Origin of the sequence: Bradyrhizobium sp. 215_C5_N1_1 (assembly GCF_052075935.1) — a bacterium.
GTDB lineage: Bacteria > Pseudomonadota > Alphaproteobacteria > Rhizobiales > Xanthobacteraceae > Bradyrhizobium > Bradyrhizobium barranii.
On record NZ_CP197228.1, the window covers coordinates 1,660,542 to 1,675,060 of the forward strand.

Sequence of the window (14,519 nt, forward strand, 5' to 3'; positions counted from 1 at the left end):
TGTCTACCGGGGCGCTTTGCCGCCCAGATGAGGAACCGCAGCAACGGCAATCAGGATGCCACCCCAGATCGCCAGAGTGAGGAACTGGCTGAGATTGAGGAGGTTGAACGCCGAGGAGATCACCTGAAGGATTATCAGCGCAAGCAGCAATCCGCCGACTTTGCCAAAGCCGCCAAATGGATCGACGCCACCGAGCACTGCTGCAAGAATGGTGACGAGCAGATAGCTCTCGCCATATGCCGCGTTGGCTGAATTGAAACGTGCCAGCATGACGACCGCTGCGACACCGGCGAGCAGGCTCGAGAGGACATATAGCTTGAGCAGGACGGCGCGGGTATCGACGCCGGAGTAGCGGGTTGCCTTCTCGTTCGAGCCGATCATGTAAACCCTTGCCCCGAAGGGCGTTGCGTTTAGCATGAGCGCGACCGGCAACGCACAGAGCGCCAGCACGATCAGGGCAAAAGGCACCCCGAGAACCGTTCCATTGCCGATGAAAACAATGGGCTCCGGAAATCCGGAGATGACATTGCCGCGCGTCAGGCCGATCGCAAGTCCCTTGCAGAGTGTCATGGTGCCGAGGGTTGCGAGGATCGGCGAAACGCCGAGATAGGCGATGACAAATCCGTTGACAAGGCCGACCAGCGCCGCGACGGCAAACCCTGCCGCAATCGCCAGCACCTGTACGCCGGCCCAGGCAATGCCCTGAGTGCCCGGAATGTAGTGCGTCAGCAGGAAGGCAATGGTCAGTCCGGAGAGATTAGCGGTGGCGATGATGGAAAGGTTGAGGCCGCCAGATAACAAGGCCAGCATCATCGCAAGCGAAAGGATGCCGAGCTCCGGCATCTGGAAGGCCATCGATTGCAGCGTGTTGACGGAGAAAAACCGGTCGCCGATGGTAATGGCGAACACCAACCAGAGCGCGACCAACAACAGCATCAGGGTTGCGATCGTCCCGCTGCCGGCAAAACGGATCAGGCGTCCGCGAAGGGCGAGGGTGGACTCATTTCTCATGGCCGCGCGCTCCGGGGCCGCCGTTCTCGCTGCGACCAGGCTGTTGCCGAGACCGAGATCAGAATGACCAACCCGACAAAAAATGGCGACCAGTAGGACGAAACGCCCAGCAAAATGATTCCATTCTGCAGGATGGCGAGCAGTGCCAACCCCAGAAACGTGCCGAGAACGGTGCCGACGCCGCCCATCAGGCTGGCGCCGCCGAGCACGACGGCTGCAACCACATCGAGCTCCTTGCCCACCAGCACCGTCGGAGCGACGGACTGTGCAAGCTGCGCCTGGACCAGTGAGGCGATACCGGCCATGACCCCCATGTAGCAATAGACCAGCATGTTGAGGCCGAAGACATGGAAGCCGAGTCGCTGCGCGGCATCGGTATTGCCCCCCATGGCGTAGATTTGACGACCGATATTGCTACGATTGAGCAGGAGCCAGGTGAAGAGAAATGAGAACCCGAGCGCGAGGATCTGCAGGTTGACGCCGTAGGACGTATCCTTGCCCCAATCGAACTCGAACCAGAATATCCCGGTCGCGAACCAGTCGGGTAACGAATAGATATATTTACCGCCCGTGAAGAAAATCAGCAGCCCATAGAAAATGTTCAACGTTGCGACGGACACGATGATTGATGGTATCCGAAGCTTCTGGATGAAGATCGCGTTGAGGGCGCCGAGCGCACCGCCAATGCCGATCGCGATCGCAAAAACGCAGATCCAGTTCGCGCCGTATGCGTTCGCCACCGTAAGCGTGACATATTGCGCCACCGATGCCGTCGCCGTGAAGGAGATGTCGATTCCGCCGGCGATCAGCACCACGAGCAGCCCGAGGGCGAGGATGCCTACGAATGCGTAGGAGGTCAGCAGGTCGAACAGATTCTGCATGGTCAGGAACTGGCCGTTCGCCGCGCCCAGGCTGGCGCAGAGCACGAGGATCACGATCAACAGCCAGAACTCATGGCTGCGCCGAAACCTGCCAAATGAAGCAAACCGCGATTCAGGCATTGACTGCCTGCCGAAGCGCATCTTCGGAGGTGTCTGCGGCCATCACGTCAGTAGTCAAACGCCCTTCGCGCATCACCAGCACGCGATGGCTGTGATAAAGCACCTCGGGGATTTCGTCTGATATCATCAGCACTGCGACGCCCTCGCGGGCCAGCCGCCGGATGATCTCATAAATCCCATCCTTGGCGCGGATGTCGACACCGACCGTTGGGCTATCGAGGATAAGCACCCGCGGGTTGGTCGCCATCCATTTGGCGAGCACGATCCGCTGCTGATTGCCGCCGGAGAGCGTCTTGACCGGGTTGTTGGGATCAGAGACCTTGATTCCGAGTTCGGCGACCCATCGCGCAACATGGCTTTGCCGCGCGCGTGCGCCAATCAGGCCGAACGCGCCAGCGAGACGTTCCAACACAGTCAGCGTGACGTTCGAGGTGATCGACTGGTCAAGGATGAGGCCAAGTGTAAGCCTGTCCTCAGATACGTAGGCGATGCCTCGACGGATCGCGTCTGCATTCGTGTTCAGCGCGATGCGGTGGCCGTCAAGCGCCATGGTGCCTCGATCGGGTGGGTTCATGCCGAACAGCGACAGTGCGAGCTCGGTTCGGCCCGATCCAAGCAATCCGGTAAGGCCCACGACTTCTCCGGCGCGTAATTGCAAGCTCACATCGTCGTAGTCACCATCGCGGGTAAGGCCCTGGACTTCGAGAACAACGGCACCCACGGCAAGGTCGGGCACCTGTTTCTGATACTCGAAAGCCTTCCCGGTCATCAGGTGACTGAGTTTGCTGCCGTCGATGGTCGCTGCGGCAAAGGTGCCTACCTTGGCGCCGTCCCGCAACACCGTCACGCGTTCGGCAATCTCAAGCACCTCGTCGAGGCGATGGCTCACGAATACGACGCAGATACCGCTTCTTTTCAGGTCGCTGACGAGCTTGATCAAGGTGTTGACCTCGTGGCGGGTCAGCGACGCCGTCGGCTCATCCATGATAAGAAGTTTGGCATCCGCCGCCAAGGCCCGGCAGATCGCGACCAGCTGGCGTCCGGCAATGCTGAGTTCGGAGACTTTTGTTTCTGGATCGACCTCAATGCCGACCTTCGCCATTGTGGCCATGGCGATGGCCCGCATAGAGGACCAGTTCACCGTGTGGACGCCGCCAAGATGGTGCGCCATGGCGATGTTCTCGACGACGGTGAGGTTGGAGAATAGCGATAGATCCTGATAGATGACCTGAATGCCGCAATGGGTGGAGTAGACCGGGCTTAGTTTTGGGTACTCCTTGCCGGAAATGACGATCCGGCCTCCTGGTTCCGGCGCCTCGACGCCGGAAATGATCTTGATCAGCGTCGACTTGCCGGATCCGTTTTCGCCGACAAGGCAATGCACCTCTCCGACCTCCAGCGTCAGATCGACGTCGCGAAGCGCATGCACGCCGCCGAAACGCTTTGATATGCCGGACATCTCCAGGAAAGTCGTCAAGGCTTCGTCCTGTAATGGGACCGCTTGTCAAGCGATCGCCTCGACGCGGATCGCATTCCCGGCCGGAAAGCCGGGAATGCAGCGCGACGAGGCGGCTGGGACTGGTGTAGTTCTAGAGTCCTCCGGCGATCAGTCCGTCGATGGTTTCTTTGTTGATCCGCATGATCTTGTCGACCTTGATCTGCTTGCCGGCCACATCGACCGCAGCCTTGCCGAGGCCGGGAACATCGACGCCATCCGTGATTGGCTTGCCATCAAGCACGAGCTTGGCAACTGCAACCATGGCGTAACCTGCATCGGTGGGATTCCACAGGAAACCTTCGCGGATGGTATCATCCGCGATGAGCGATTTCGCCTGGCTCGGCAGCACCGTGCCGACCACGGCGATCTTCTTGCCAAGGCGTTGCTGACGCACCGCATTGCCGGCCCCGATCGGCCCATTCGAGCCGAAGCCGAGAATGCCGCGCAGGTTCGGATAGGCCTTGATCACGTCAAGCGTCGTGCGCTGGCTGGTATCGATCTCGTCGGCGCCGGGGAAACGGTCGGCGACGAGCTTCATTTTCGGGAAATTCTTCTGCTGATAGGCAATCGCGGCGTCGGCCCATTTGTTGTGAAGCGGCGTCGTCAACGTCCCGACATAAACCACGTAATCGCCTTCGCCGCCCATGTCCTTGGCGAGACGCTCCATCTGCACTTCACCGAAGCGAACGGAATCGATCAATTCGACATTCCAGTCACGGCCTTCTTGTTCGGGGCCCTCATGGGTGATGACTTTGATGCCGGCCGCCTGGGCGCGCTTGAGCACCGGCTCGCACACTTTGACGTCCAGCGGCACCAAGCCGATCACGTTGACCTTTTTGGCGATCAGGTCATCGAGCAGCTTTACCTGTTGTGCCGGATCGACGTTCGCCGGTCCAACCATGGTGGCATTGATGCTGAAGTCCTTGGCGCCCTTCTGGATTCCCTTTTCAAGAGCGTTGAACCACGGAATGCCGGCGATCTTCACGACCGTGACCATTTCCTTTTGAGCCTGCGCAAAAGCAAACCCCGGAAAACCGGTACCGGCGATCGCCGCCGCACCACCAAGCATTTTGATTGTCTGGCGTCTGTCCATTGTTCCCTCCCAGGAAGCTATTTTTAGCCTCTGCTCCTTTACCCGGCACTCGCCTGGCGGAGCAGTTGGCCTTATTCTTGATTGGCGGCGAAAATTTCGCCTCCAGCCTCAGGACTTGCCTGGGGATTAGAGACCAACGCTACGAGAGGTGTCAAGCAAGCGACATGTCAGCCAGCCCCGCCTGTGGCGATGTCCGGGCATGGCCGATTTTGTCGCAAAAGTCGGCTGTAACCGACGGATGTCTTTCGGCCATTCGGTAAGGCCGACCGGCTTTGATCCGCCGACCCTAACGCGCGAGGCGCCTCAGATTTTGAGCGATTGCAGCAAGAACAAACTCGTCCTGGGCGCCCCGTGGGCCACGAAGCCGAAGCCGACCAAGCCTCAGGATGCGCTTCAGGTGCGCAAACCGCATCTCGATCTTCTTGCGCTGACGTCGCGACGTCTCGAATCCCTCGGTGCCAGCGAACGACCGGGCGACGTCCCGGGCGTGCTCATGTATGTTGCGCGGGATCTTGCGCGATGGTTCTTTTGGACAGCACTGCGGTTTAAGCGGGCATGCGTCGCAGTCGAGCTTGCTCGCACGATACAAAAGCGTTTTGCCCCCGTGCACGGTGCCGCTCGTCCCGAGCCGCTTTCCGGCCGGGGCAGTGGTAAACGTCGCTGGTCGGATCATATCGAAAGTCGCTGCGCGAGAAGGTACCGTCATCTCGCTTCGACTTGTCGAACACGGGGATATGTGGTGCGATGCCCTTCGCCTCGACCAGCCAGTTCAGCATCGGAGCAGCCCCGTAAGCGGTATCCCCGGCAAGCCGCTCCGGCTTGATACCAAAGCGCTCCTCTGTTCATTCGATCATTGTCCTCGCCGCTCCGACCTCGGCCTGGCGAATTCCCATCCGTCCGGCTCGCCACGAGCCTTGCGGGCACACTTCAGGAAATCAGGCAGATGGTCTAGTGAACTGATGTCGCTGCGCCGTTTTTCGAAATAATTCGGCTTGGCCGACAGCATCTGGCAGGAAGTCTGCGCCTATCGCGCGGACTTAATCGGCATGTGAAAGATCTCGCCACTCATGAGGAGGGCGATCTCGGCGGCGGGCAGCGGCTTCTGACATTCGGACAACGGATTGAGCCAGAAATTAGAGTCAGGCAACATTTCGAACAGATTGCGCGCGGCGGCGCCAAGGCACACCTCAGGCTGCTTTATATAGTCGTAGATGCGCTTCTTTGAGGTGAAGGTGGGGTGCCATTTCATGTTCTGGAAGTCGACCGTTGCAACGTTGATCTCCTCCTGAAATTTGAGCGAGCGACGGCGTCCAGGTTTCATCGGCGCTTCCGGCGTCAGAATGTAGATCTCCGTCTCGAGCAACGCGCGATAGAATGCTGGAACGATGCTGGCGTCCCTTGCGGCAGCCTGCATCAGGGCTTCGAGACCGTTTTCCGGTTCAAACATGGCGACACTCCCAATTGAACCCGACGAGGGGCTGGGCTTCAGCGCCTCCAGTTACAGCCGGATCGCGCTGCCGCCGCAGAGCCTTCGCCACGATTGTGCTAATCCTTGTTGCCGCGCAGGGCACGATAGATCGTATTGCGCGACACGCCCAGGCGGCGCGCGGTCTTGCTGATGTTGTTGCCCGTTTCCGCATACGCGGTCAGCACATGCGAGCGCTGAATCTCATGCAGATTGGCCTTGAGCCCACCACCCACCGCCTTGCCGGTCAGGCGCTCGCCGCCTGAATGTGCAAGTACGGACTCGACCGATGTCTCGTCGATCAGATCTCCCGGCTCGGCCAGCGACAATCGGGAAAGCACGTTGCGCAGTTCGCGGATGTTTCCATCCCAATCGAGTTCGGCCAAACGATCGATCGCCCCTGCGGTCAAATCCATCAAGGGGTCGATCTTGTGGATCAAATGGCGCGCGATCTCGGCGAAATCGGAACGCTCGCGCAAAGGCGGTAACGTCACCTCCAGCGTGTTGAGGCGAAACAGCAAATCGGATCGGAACCGGCCCTTCGCAATCGAGTCGTCGAGATTGGCATTGGTGGCAGACACCAGGAGAACGTCGACCTGACGTTTGGTGCCACCGACCGGCCGGACAGTCCAATCGTCCAGAAAGCGCAGCAGCACGGCCTGCAACGTCACCGGCATGTCGCCGATCTCGTCGAGGAAGAGCGTTCCGCCGTCCGCTTCCTTGAACAGTCCCGCAGCCCCGCCCTTTTTTGCTCCCGTGAAAGCGCCTTCGGCATAGCCGAACAGCTCCGCCTCGATCAGGCTGTCAGGGAGCGCTGCGCAATTCACCGGGACGAAAGCGCCGGCCCGTCCACTGGCGGTATGAGCATGGCGGGCGAGTTGCTCCTTGCCGGTGCCGGTTTCGCCACGGATCAGGATCGGCATCTTGCGGACCGCCGCGACTCCCACCCGTTGGACAACGGAAGCGATCGCCGGATCGGCGGAGACGAACTGGGTGGGGACGTCCTTGGGCGTCGACGGCCGAGGCCGCGAGATGGCTTGCATCATCGAGAACTGGCGCGCGTTCTCGATTGTTGCGACGAACTGGCTACCGACCTCGTCCTCGAGGCGCTGGCGTTCCTTGCGCCGGCCTTCATCGACAAAGGCGTTGAATTTCGTACGAAAGACGTCGGCGAAGCGACGACCCGGCAAGGCTGGCAGGCCATGCAGCAGGACGCTTGCGGCCCTGTTGGCTGCAAGGATCCTGCCCTCGTTGTCGACGGCCAGCAGGCCCGCGCTCAACGTATGCAGATATTCGCCGCGGCTATGGAAAGCGATCAGGATGTTTCCGCGGTGATGTTCGCGGAACAGACCATTCTCGATCTGGGTTGCCGCCATCGCGACGAGCGCCTGGGTATGCGCCTGCCTCGACATGCAATCCGATGACGCATCCAGTATTCCGGCCAGTTCGCCATCGGGCGCGAAGATTGGCGCCGCGATGCAAGTAAGATTGTGGTAGCGCGAGAAAAAGTGCTCGCCCCCGTGAACGACGATGGCCCGCTTGAGATACGCGGCGGTGCCGAGGCCGTTGGTGCCGCAAATGGCTTCAGTCCAGATAGTGCCGGGCCGAATGCTAGCTGCGTTCGAGGCATCACTGAAGCTCGAGTCCGAGATGATGTCGAGCAGCAGGCCGTTGGCATTTGCAAAGGCGATCATGAAATTGGAGCCGGCAATCTGCTGATGCAGCGTGTGCATCTCCGCGAGCGCCAGGCCGCGAATCAGTGAGCAGCGCTGCTGCTCCTGGCGCAAAACGGCGGTGCTCACGAACTCAGGCGAAGGAGGGCGCAATGTATCGAGACCAAGCGAAATGCAGCGCATCCAGCTGTCGTAGATATCGGCCGATAGCAGCTCTGCCGGCGGCGCGCCGCGCTGATCGAGCGTCATCCAAGCATTGTCCATGCGTCGGCTGGCGGTCAGCATCATAGCTCCTCCGGGAGTCGCTGCTTGGCGATTTCCTCTTGGTCGTAGCCCGGTTCGGGTCGTTCTCGCGTGTGGCGCGGTTCTCACGATCATAGATCAAACAATCAAAAATCCAAATTTCTGCTCACCCGCTGTTGCTGCCGTCGAACTGTTCCGTCTCGGAACAGTCGCGCGCAAAGTCTGCTCCGAGGCGGATCGGCGCGAGCACTCCCGAGATCGCAAGAACAATAGAAAGATCAGGCCGTTGTGCGCTTGGCACAGCCCTTGCTCAACTGTTCAGCAAGATGGCGATCGCGTCAGATCGACAGAATAATAATTTTGCCGGGGAGGCGTTTAATGAAAGCGGCGGTGCTTCATGAGTTCGACGAGAAGCACGCGAGACAATGCCCGCTGGTCACCAGGGGATGACAAATTACGCTGTCGCCAACCTTGATCCCTTCGACACCCGGGCCGATCGCTTCGACCCAGCCGGCGTTCTCGTGGCCCATGATGTATGGAAGCTTGACGTCGACCTTGCTGCGCCAGATGCCGGCGCGGCGACGACATGCATGCGCTGGACAGCTCGTTTCCCGGCATCAATGCCAATGGCGGCTATGCGCAGTATCTGCTGACGGGGCAGCGCTCCCTGATCAAGCTGCCGAAGTCGCTCGCACCGAAGGATGTTGCTCCCTACACCGATGCCGGGCTGACGGCTTATCGCGCCGCGAAGAAGGCATCCCGTCATCTGTTGCCCGGCGAACATGTCGCGGTGATCGGCGCCGGTGGGCTGGGCCATATCGGCATCCAGGTTCTCGCCGCGCTCTGCGCGGCAGAAATCATCGTGGTCGATCGCGCCGAACAGTCTCTCGAACTCGCCAAGAAGTGCGGTGCACATCATGTCGTGAAGGCAGACGGCAACGAAGTCGAGGCGGTGCTGGCGCTGACCGACGGGCGCGGCGCGGAGGCCGTGATCGATTTTGTTGGCGAGGGTGACGCTATCGCCAAGGGCCTGTCGATGACGGCGAACGCCGGCTACTACTACATCGTCGGGTATGGTGGGAAGATCGATATCCCGACCATCGACATGATCACATCGGAAAAGACCATCGTCGGCAACCTGGTCGGCACATACGCCGAGCTGGTGGAGCTGATGGCGCTCGCGGATCGCGGCCTCGTCGAACTCCACACCAAGGAATACAGGCTGAGCCAGGCCAATGACGCGCTTCACGATCTGCATCATGGACGCATTCATGGCCGCGCGGTCCTGATCCCGTAGGGCATGTGCCGCGACATGCAAAGCCTCGGTCCAGATCATCGAACGAGAGTGGCGCGAGTGACAAAGGACAGCCGATGCCGGCCACCGATCACCAGCGAGGAAGCCGCTGAATTGCAGCGCGCCCGTGATCGGATGATTGCCCGGGACAGGCTGATCGACGAGATGGTCGATAACAACGAGATGCAAATCAAGAATGAGTACGCGCGCGGCGGAGCCGAAATCGAACTCGCGTGCGCCGTGCGTGGCGCGGCGCGCGCCGACGCCGGAAGCGACGCGCGTGCCGAACTGGAGCGAGCGATCGCGCGCCTGGAGATGCTCCGGGAGGAGCATCGACGCCTGGTGGCCGAGCGTGAATGGCTCGACACGTCCCTGCTGGAGATCGACAACGGTCCTTCGTCCGGCGACCACCAACGTTCGGGGCACGCATGATGAGCAGGAACAACGCAACCATGATTGCATCAAAGCAACAGGCACAAATGCCGTCTCCGCAACCGGACATGAGCGAGGAAGCCGGGTCGAAAGACGCCTTCTTCATTCAGCTGGCCGAGATCGCGGAGGCCATGATCGCCGCGCACGGCAGGGATTTCGCTACTGGAGCGCTGGTCCTCTCGGCGAAATTCGTCGCCGAAGGCAAACCTCTCATCAAACGAGCCAACGGAGGTGACGAGACCGTCAGCGCCGAGAAACCGGGCTGACGCGAAACGATGAGTCAGCAGATCAATCAATCCATTTAACGGACTCAAAGTGTGTTTTGCAGCTGAGAATTTCAACAAAGCGATCCAGGGGTTTGACCCGGAACCGAAGCGAGAATGCCGAAGATAACGCAACGTTCAAAGGAGCTGGAAATGTCTGCAAGTCTGACACTGAACAAGATCACCGCGCAGAAGGGGATCAGCATCGCTGAAGCGGCCAATCGCGTCGCGGACCTTGGTTGGACGCCAAGCTACGTGCAGGAGGCGATGACTTTCCCAACCGACTACAAGATCTCGAAGACACCGCGCGACCCGATGAAGCAGGTCCTGCGGTCATATTTCCCGATGCAGGAAGAGAAAGACAACCGCGTCTATGGCGCGCTGGATGCGGCGTTGCGCGGCGACATGTTCCGCAATGTCGAGCCGCGATGGGTCGAGTGGATGAAGCTGTTCCTGGCGATCATCCCGTTCCCGGAGATCTCGGCGGCGCGTTCGATGGCGATGGTCGGGCGGTTGGCGCCCGGCGAGGAATTGCGCACCGGCTTCACCATGCAGATGGTCGACGAGTTCCGGCACTCGACGATCCAGATGAACCTCAAGAAGTGGTACATGGAGAATTACATCGATCCAGCCGGGTTCGACATCACGGAAGCCGCGTTCGGCAAATGCTATGCGACCACGATCGGCCGCCAGTTCGCCGAGGGCTTCCTGACCGGTGACGCAATCACCGCGGCCAACGTCTATCTGACGGTCGTCGCCGAAACCGCCTTCACCAATACCCTGTTCGTGGCGATGCCGTCGGAAGCGGCGCGCAACGGCGACTATGCATTGCCAACCGTGTTCCTGTCGGTCCAGTCGGACGAATCCCGTCATATCGGCAACGGTCACTCGATGCTGATGGCGATGATCAACGATCCGTCGAACCACCAGTTGCTGGAGCGCGATCTGAAATACGCCTTCTGGCAGAATCACGCGATTGTCGATGCCGCGATCGGGACGTTCATCGAGTACGGCACGACCAACCGCGACAAGAACAAGGAGTCCTACGCCGAGCTCTGGCATCGCTGGATCTACGAAGACTATTACCGGACTTACATGCTGCCGCTCGAGAAGTACGGCATCAAGATCCATCACGATGACGTCGCCGCCGCCTGGGATCGGATCGTCAAGAAGAACTATGTCCACAAGACCGCGCAGTTCTTCACGGTTGGATGGTCGGTGAACTTCTGGCGTATCGAGGCCCAGACCGAGCGTGATTTCGAGTGGTTCGAGCACAAATATCCGGGTTGGTACGCCGAATTCGGCGATTTCTGGAAATGGCACGCCAAGCTCAGCGTGCCCGGCGAGACCAACATCCTCTTCAACAGCGAGGTGGGCTATTCATACCCGCATCGCTGCTGGAGCTGCATGGTCCCTTGCCTGATCCGCGAGGACTTCGTCTGCGACGAGGTCGACGGCAAGATCTACACTTACTGCTCCGAAGGTTGCCGTTGGACCCACAAGGTGGCGTTCGCCGCGGAATACGAGGGCCGCGCGACGCCGGCAATGGGCCGCTTCAGCGGTCGCCGTGAATGGGAGGACTGCTATCACGGCTGGGACGTCGCCGACGCGATCAAGGATCTCGGTTTTGTCCGGCCCGACGGCAAGACGATGATCGCGCAACCGCATCTGCGCTTCGACTCCAAGGACATGTGGACGCTCGATCACGTGCGCGGACACACGCTTGGCAGTCCGTTGCGTGGCTTCAGAGCGCTTTCGCCGATCGAGCGCGAGGTGGCGACGGCCGAATACCGTAAGGGCTTCAAGATCAATCCCTGCCACTAAAGAGATGATGAGGGGGGCCGCTTTCGGCGGCCCCTCTTGCCGGGACCGGCAAACGGTTTGCCGATCGTTCTGTACAACTGCCACGACGACAGGGCCGGGATAATGACGGACGTGCGGGTTCACAAGGTTCGTTTCGAGCCAGTGGGTATCGAGATGGAAGTCGAAGAGGGCGAGACCGTCCTCGATGCCGCGTTTCGTCAGGGCATCTCGCTGATGCATGGCTGCAAGGAAGGTCAGTGCGGCAGCTGCAAATCAAGGCTGGTCGAGGGGGACATCGAGCTTCTGAAATACTCGACCTTCGCTCTGCCGGATTACGAGAGCGAGACCGGCCACGTCCTGCTGTGCCGGACGCATGTCTACAGCGACATCGGTGTTGAATTACTCAACTATGACGAAGACCTGCTTAGCCGTTCGATCGCGGTGAAGGCATTTTCCGGCCGCGTGGCAGGGATTAGCGCGCTGACGTCAGACATCAGATTGCTGGAGATCGAGATTGAGAGGCCGATGAAGTTCTGGGCCGGCCAGTACGTCGATCTGACGCTTCAGGATGGCACCATCACCCGCGCCTTTTCGATGGCGAACCCGCCCGGAGAAGGCATCAATCTCCGCTTCATCATCAAGAAATATCCGAACGGGGCGTTTTCGTCCCAGCTTGATGGGAAGTTGGCCGTCGGCGACGCCGTGATCGCCAAGGGGCCGTATGGCACCTGCTTCCGGCGCGAAGAACGTCCGGGGCCGATGCTGCTGATCGGCGGCGGCTCGGGCATGTCGCCGTTGTGGTCGATCCTGGCCGATCACATCGGGAGTGGCGAGCAGAGACCGGTCCGGTTTTTCTACGGAGCGCGTACCCGCGCCGACTTGTTCTACCTCGATGAACTCGCGGCCATCGCGGCGCGGCTGAACGATTTCAAATTCGTGCCGGCACTGTCGCATGCGGAGACGGGTGACGGCTGGGACGGCGAGACCGGACTGATCCACGAGGTCGTGCTGCGCCATCTGCGCGAGGAGAAGCTGAGCGGCGCCATCGACGCCTACGCGTGCGGGCCGACGCCGATGATCGACGCCGTATTGCCCGTGCTGCAAATGAACGGCGTCGAGCCGGACCACATCTATTTCGACAAGTTTACGCCGGCGGTGCGATGACGGCGTTCGAGGTTCGTCGCAGAACAGAATGGCAGAAAGGGAGTAAGCAATGAGCGCGCAAACGAGCAGAGCAGCAGCGACCAAGCCTGCGGCGATCGTCAAATCCGGAGCCGCGGGGGCAGCGGTTTTCCCGGGCTCCGACAGCCGCAAGTACAACTACTTCGAACCGAAGGGGCGCAAGGCGACCCATTACGAAGACATGACGGTCGATGTTCAACCCGATCCGGAGCGCTATCTGCTGCAGGATTGGATCATCTCGTTCCCTGACGGAACGCCGACCTATTCCAAGGACTGGACGGCGGCAAAGAGCTCGAACTGGCACAAATTCCGCGCTGTCGACCAGGAGTGGGAGCGTACCCATTACCAGCGCCAGTCGACGATCTGCGGCATGGTGCAGAACACGATCGAGAATGGCCGGAAATCGGGCGCGCCGACCCGCTTCGATCCCGCTTGGGTGAAGATATTGCAGAACCATCTCGGAGCCTACAAGCATGCCGAGTTCGGTCTCGGCACCTCGACGATGCAGGCGCAACGTTACGGCTACACGCAGATGGTCAACAATGCGATCTTGACCAACTCGTCCTACAAGCTTCGCTTCGCGCAGGACATCACCCTTTATCTGAGCGAAATCGGCCTCGACCTTCCAGGCTTCGACATTGCCGCCGGCAAGAAGCACTGGCTGGAAGATCCGATCTGGCAAGGCGTGCGCAAGTCGGTTGAATCAGTGATGGGTTCAAACGACTATCTCGAGCAATATTTTGCGACCAATGCGGTGTTCGAGCCGCTGGTCGGCGAACTCTTCCGCTCAGGCTTCCTGATGCAGGCGGCGTCTGCGCAGAACGACTTCATCACTCCGGCTGTCGTCTCCGCTGCGGAGGCCGACTATGAGCGCAATCTCGCCAACACCGTCGAGCTGTTCCACATCCTCGGCACTGATCCGACCTTCGGGGCGCAGAACCTTGCGTTGTTCAACAAATGGTTGGCCAATCATGCCGATCTCGCGCTCGATGCCGCCAATCATTTGCAGCCCATCTGGTCGCAGCCTCGGGTCAAGGTCGCGGCTTTCGCCGATGCCATGGCGCACGCGAAGAATCGTATCAGGGGTATCGCCGCCGAGCTTGGCCTGACGGTTCCGGCCGGACTGGCGTCGTAATCGGCATCGCTTCACGCCCTTACACTCAATCCTTCTGGAGACCGACATGCTGCACGAGAATGACAACATCTTCAAATCGATGAAAGACATCACGTTCGAGGACACGGTGTCGCATCAATGCGGAGTGACAATGAACGATAGCGTCGAGGCGCGCGCTATCGCCGAAGTCATGAGCCGTCATGAACACATCAAGGTGACCTACATGCCGGCGATGATCCGTATCGATGGCGACGGCAAGATGGAATTCAAGATGGATGAGATTTCCGAAGAGTTGGGCCGCGTCATGACCCCGCATCTCTTCGAGATTTCAACCTCGACGCATTACGGCCGCATGGTCATGACGGACGACAACACCGTCATGCTGTTCGGCGACATGAACGAGATGATGAAATACATCGTTTAATGATCGCCAGCGAACCAGCCTGG

At 60.0% G+C, this 14,519-nt stretch carries 14 protein-coding genes and 1 pseudogene; 7 read left to right on the forward strand and 8 right to left on the reverse strand.

All coding sequences use genetic code 11. The features are described from left to right. Positions 1-3: 3 nt before the first annotated feature. From AB7G19_RS07765 to AB7G19_RS07800, 8 genes and pseudogenes are all read right to left on the reverse strand, one after another. Positions 4-1,011, reverse strand: a complete 1,008-nt coding sequence (locus AB7G19_RS07765) for an ABC transporter permease (protein ID WP_028150070.1) — start codon at positions 1,009-1,011, stop codon at positions 4-6. Beyond that, positions 1,008-2,012, reverse strand: a complete 1,005-nt coding sequence (locus tag AB7G19_RS07770) for an ABC transporter permease (protein WP_085399603.1) — start codon at positions 2,010-2,012, stop codon at positions 1,008-1,010. Before AB7G19_RS07770 ends, AB7G19_RS07765 begins: the two co-directional genes overlap by 4 nt. Continuing rightward, a complete protein-coding gene (locus tag AB7G19_RS07775; RefSeq protein WP_085399576.1) occupies positions 2,005-3,489 on the reverse strand; it encodes a sugar ABC transporter ATP-binding protein in 1,485 nt (494 codons plus the stop codon). Before AB7G19_RS07775 ends, AB7G19_RS07770 begins: the two co-directional genes overlap by 8 nt. A gap of 112 nt (positions 3,490-3,601) precedes the next feature. Continuing rightward, a complete protein-coding gene (locus AB7G19_RS07780; protein ID WP_028150067.1) occupies positions 3,602-4,603 on the reverse strand; it encodes an autoinducer 2 ABC transporter substrate-binding protein in 1,002 nt (333 codons plus the stop codon). Between the two features lie 286 nt (positions 4,604-4,889). Further along, positions 4,890-5,490: pseudogene (locus AB7G19_RS07785) on the reverse strand (transposase); the annotation flags it as partial. A gap of 137 nt (positions 5,491-5,627) precedes the next feature. After that, complete coding sequence (locus tag AB7G19_RS07790) at positions 5,628-6,050, reverse strand: SseB family protein (RefSeq protein ID WP_085399577.1); 423 nt, start codon at positions 6,048-6,050, stop codon at positions 5,628-5,630. 98 nt (positions 6,051-6,148) lie between these two features. Then, a complete protein-coding gene (locus AB7G19_RS07795) occupies positions 6,149-8,026 on the reverse strand; it encodes a sigma-54-dependent Fis family transcriptional regulator (RefSeq protein WP_085399604.1) in 1,878 nt (625 codons plus the stop codon). Positions 8,027-8,379: 353 nt separating this feature from the next. Then, complete coding sequence (locus tag AB7G19_RS07800) at positions 8,380-8,514, reverse strand: alcohol dehydrogenase catalytic domain-containing protein (protein ID WP_441267745.1); 135 nt, start codon at positions 8,512-8,514, stop codon at positions 8,380-8,382. Positions 8,515-8,570: 56 nt separating this feature from the next. Between AB7G19_RS07800 and AB7G19_RS07805 the strand changes: the two genes are divergently transcribed. From AB7G19_RS07805 to AB7G19_RS07835, 7 genes are all read left to right on the forward strand, one after another. Beyond that, positions 8,571-9,281 (forward strand): zinc-binding dehydrogenase, encoded by a 711-nt coding sequence (locus tag AB7G19_RS07805; protein WP_441267746.1) that lies wholly within the window; start codon positions 8,571-8,573, stop codon positions 9,279-9,281. Between the two features lie 57 nt (positions 9,282-9,338). Next, positions 9,339-9,710: a hypothetical protein gene (locus AB7G19_RS07810; RefSeq protein WP_094183935.1), complete on the forward strand. Its 372-nt coding sequence runs from the start codon at positions 9,339-9,341 to the stop codon at positions 9,708-9,710. Positions 9,711-9,778: 68 nt separating this feature from the next. Beyond that, positions 9,779-9,976 (forward strand): hypothetical protein, encoded by a 198-nt coding sequence (locus AB7G19_RS07815; protein WP_049807666.1) that lies wholly within the window; start codon positions 9,779-9,781, stop codon positions 9,974-9,976. Between the two features lie 150 nt (positions 9,977-10,126). Next, positions 10,127-11,797, forward strand: a complete 1,671-nt coding sequence (locus AB7G19_RS07820) for an aromatic/alkene/methane monooxygenase hydroxylase/oxygenase subunit alpha (RefSeq protein ID WP_028156528.1) — start codon at positions 10,127-10,129, stop codon at positions 11,795-11,797. A gap of 102 nt (positions 11,798-11,899) precedes the next feature. Then, positions 11,900-12,940, forward strand: coding sequence for a 2Fe-2S iron-sulfur cluster-binding protein (locus AB7G19_RS07825; protein ID WP_085399579.1), 1,041 nt, complete (start codon positions 11,900-11,902; stop codon positions 12,938-12,940). Between the two features lie 49 nt (positions 12,941-12,989). Further along, positions 12,990-14,093: an aromatic/alkene monooxygenase hydroxylase subunit beta gene (locus AB7G19_RS07830; RefSeq protein ID WP_063981232.1), complete on the forward strand. Its 1,104-nt coding sequence runs from the start codon at positions 12,990-12,992 to the stop codon at positions 14,091-14,093. Between the two features lie 46 nt (positions 14,094-14,139). Beyond that, positions 14,140-14,496, forward strand: coding sequence for an MmoB/DmpM family protein (locus tag AB7G19_RS07835; protein WP_028150059.1), 357 nt, complete (start codon positions 14,140-14,142; stop codon positions 14,494-14,496). The last annotated feature ends 23 nt before the right edge of the window (positions 14,497-14,519 follow it).

What these genes read in the sequence shown, in the direction of transcription:
- AB7G19_RS07825 (WP_085399579.1), top strand. Translation starts at nt 11,900, where the DNA reads ATGACGGACGTGCGGGTTCACAAGGTTCGTTTCGAGCCAGTGGGTATC.
- AB7G19_RS07795 (WP_085399604.1), bottom strand. Translation starts at nt 8,026, where the DNA reads ATGCTGACCGCCAGCCGACGCATGGACAATGCTTGGATGACGCTCGAT.
- AB7G19_RS07820 (WP_028156528.1), top strand. Translation starts at nt 10,127, where the DNA reads ATGTCTGCAAGTCTGACACTGAACAAGATCACCGCGCAGAAGGGGATC.
- AB7G19_RS07765 (WP_028150070.1), bottom strand. Translation starts at nt 1,011, where the DNA reads ATGAGAAATGAGTCCACCCTCGCCCTTCGCGGACGCCTGATCCGTTTT.
- AB7G19_RS07830 (WP_063981232.1), top strand. Translation starts at nt 12,990, where the DNA reads ATGAGCGCGCAAACGAGCAGAGCAGCAGCGACCAAGCCTGCGGCGATC.
- AB7G19_RS07770 (WP_085399603.1), bottom strand. Translation starts at nt 2,012, where the DNA reads ATGCCTGAATCGCGGTTTGCTTCATTTGGCAGGTTTCGGCGCAGCCAT.
- AB7G19_RS07835 (WP_028150059.1), top strand. Translation starts at nt 14,140, where the DNA reads ATGCTGCACGAGAATGACAACATCTTCAAATCGATGAAAGACATCACG.
- AB7G19_RS07780 (WP_028150067.1), bottom strand. Translation starts at nt 4,603, where the DNA reads ATGGACAGACGCCAGACAATCAAAATGCTTGGTGGTGCGGCGGCGATC.
- AB7G19_RS07790 (WP_085399577.1), bottom strand. Translation starts at nt 6,050, where the DNA reads ATGTTTGAACCGGAAAACGGTCTCGAAGCCCTGATGCAGGCTGCCGCA.
- AB7G19_RS07815 (WP_049807666.1), top strand. Translation starts at nt 9,779, where the DNA reads ATGAGCGAGGAAGCCGGGTCGAAAGACGCCTTCTTCATTCAGCTGGCC.
- AB7G19_RS07800 (WP_441267745.1), bottom strand. Translation starts at nt 8,514, where the DNA reads ATGGGCCACGAGAACGCCGGCTGGGTCGAAGCGATCGGCCCGGGTGTC.
- AB7G19_RS07805 (WP_441267746.1), top strand. Translation starts at nt 8,571, where the DNA reads ATGCATGCGCTGGACAGCTCGTTTCCCGGCATCAATGCCAATGGCGGC.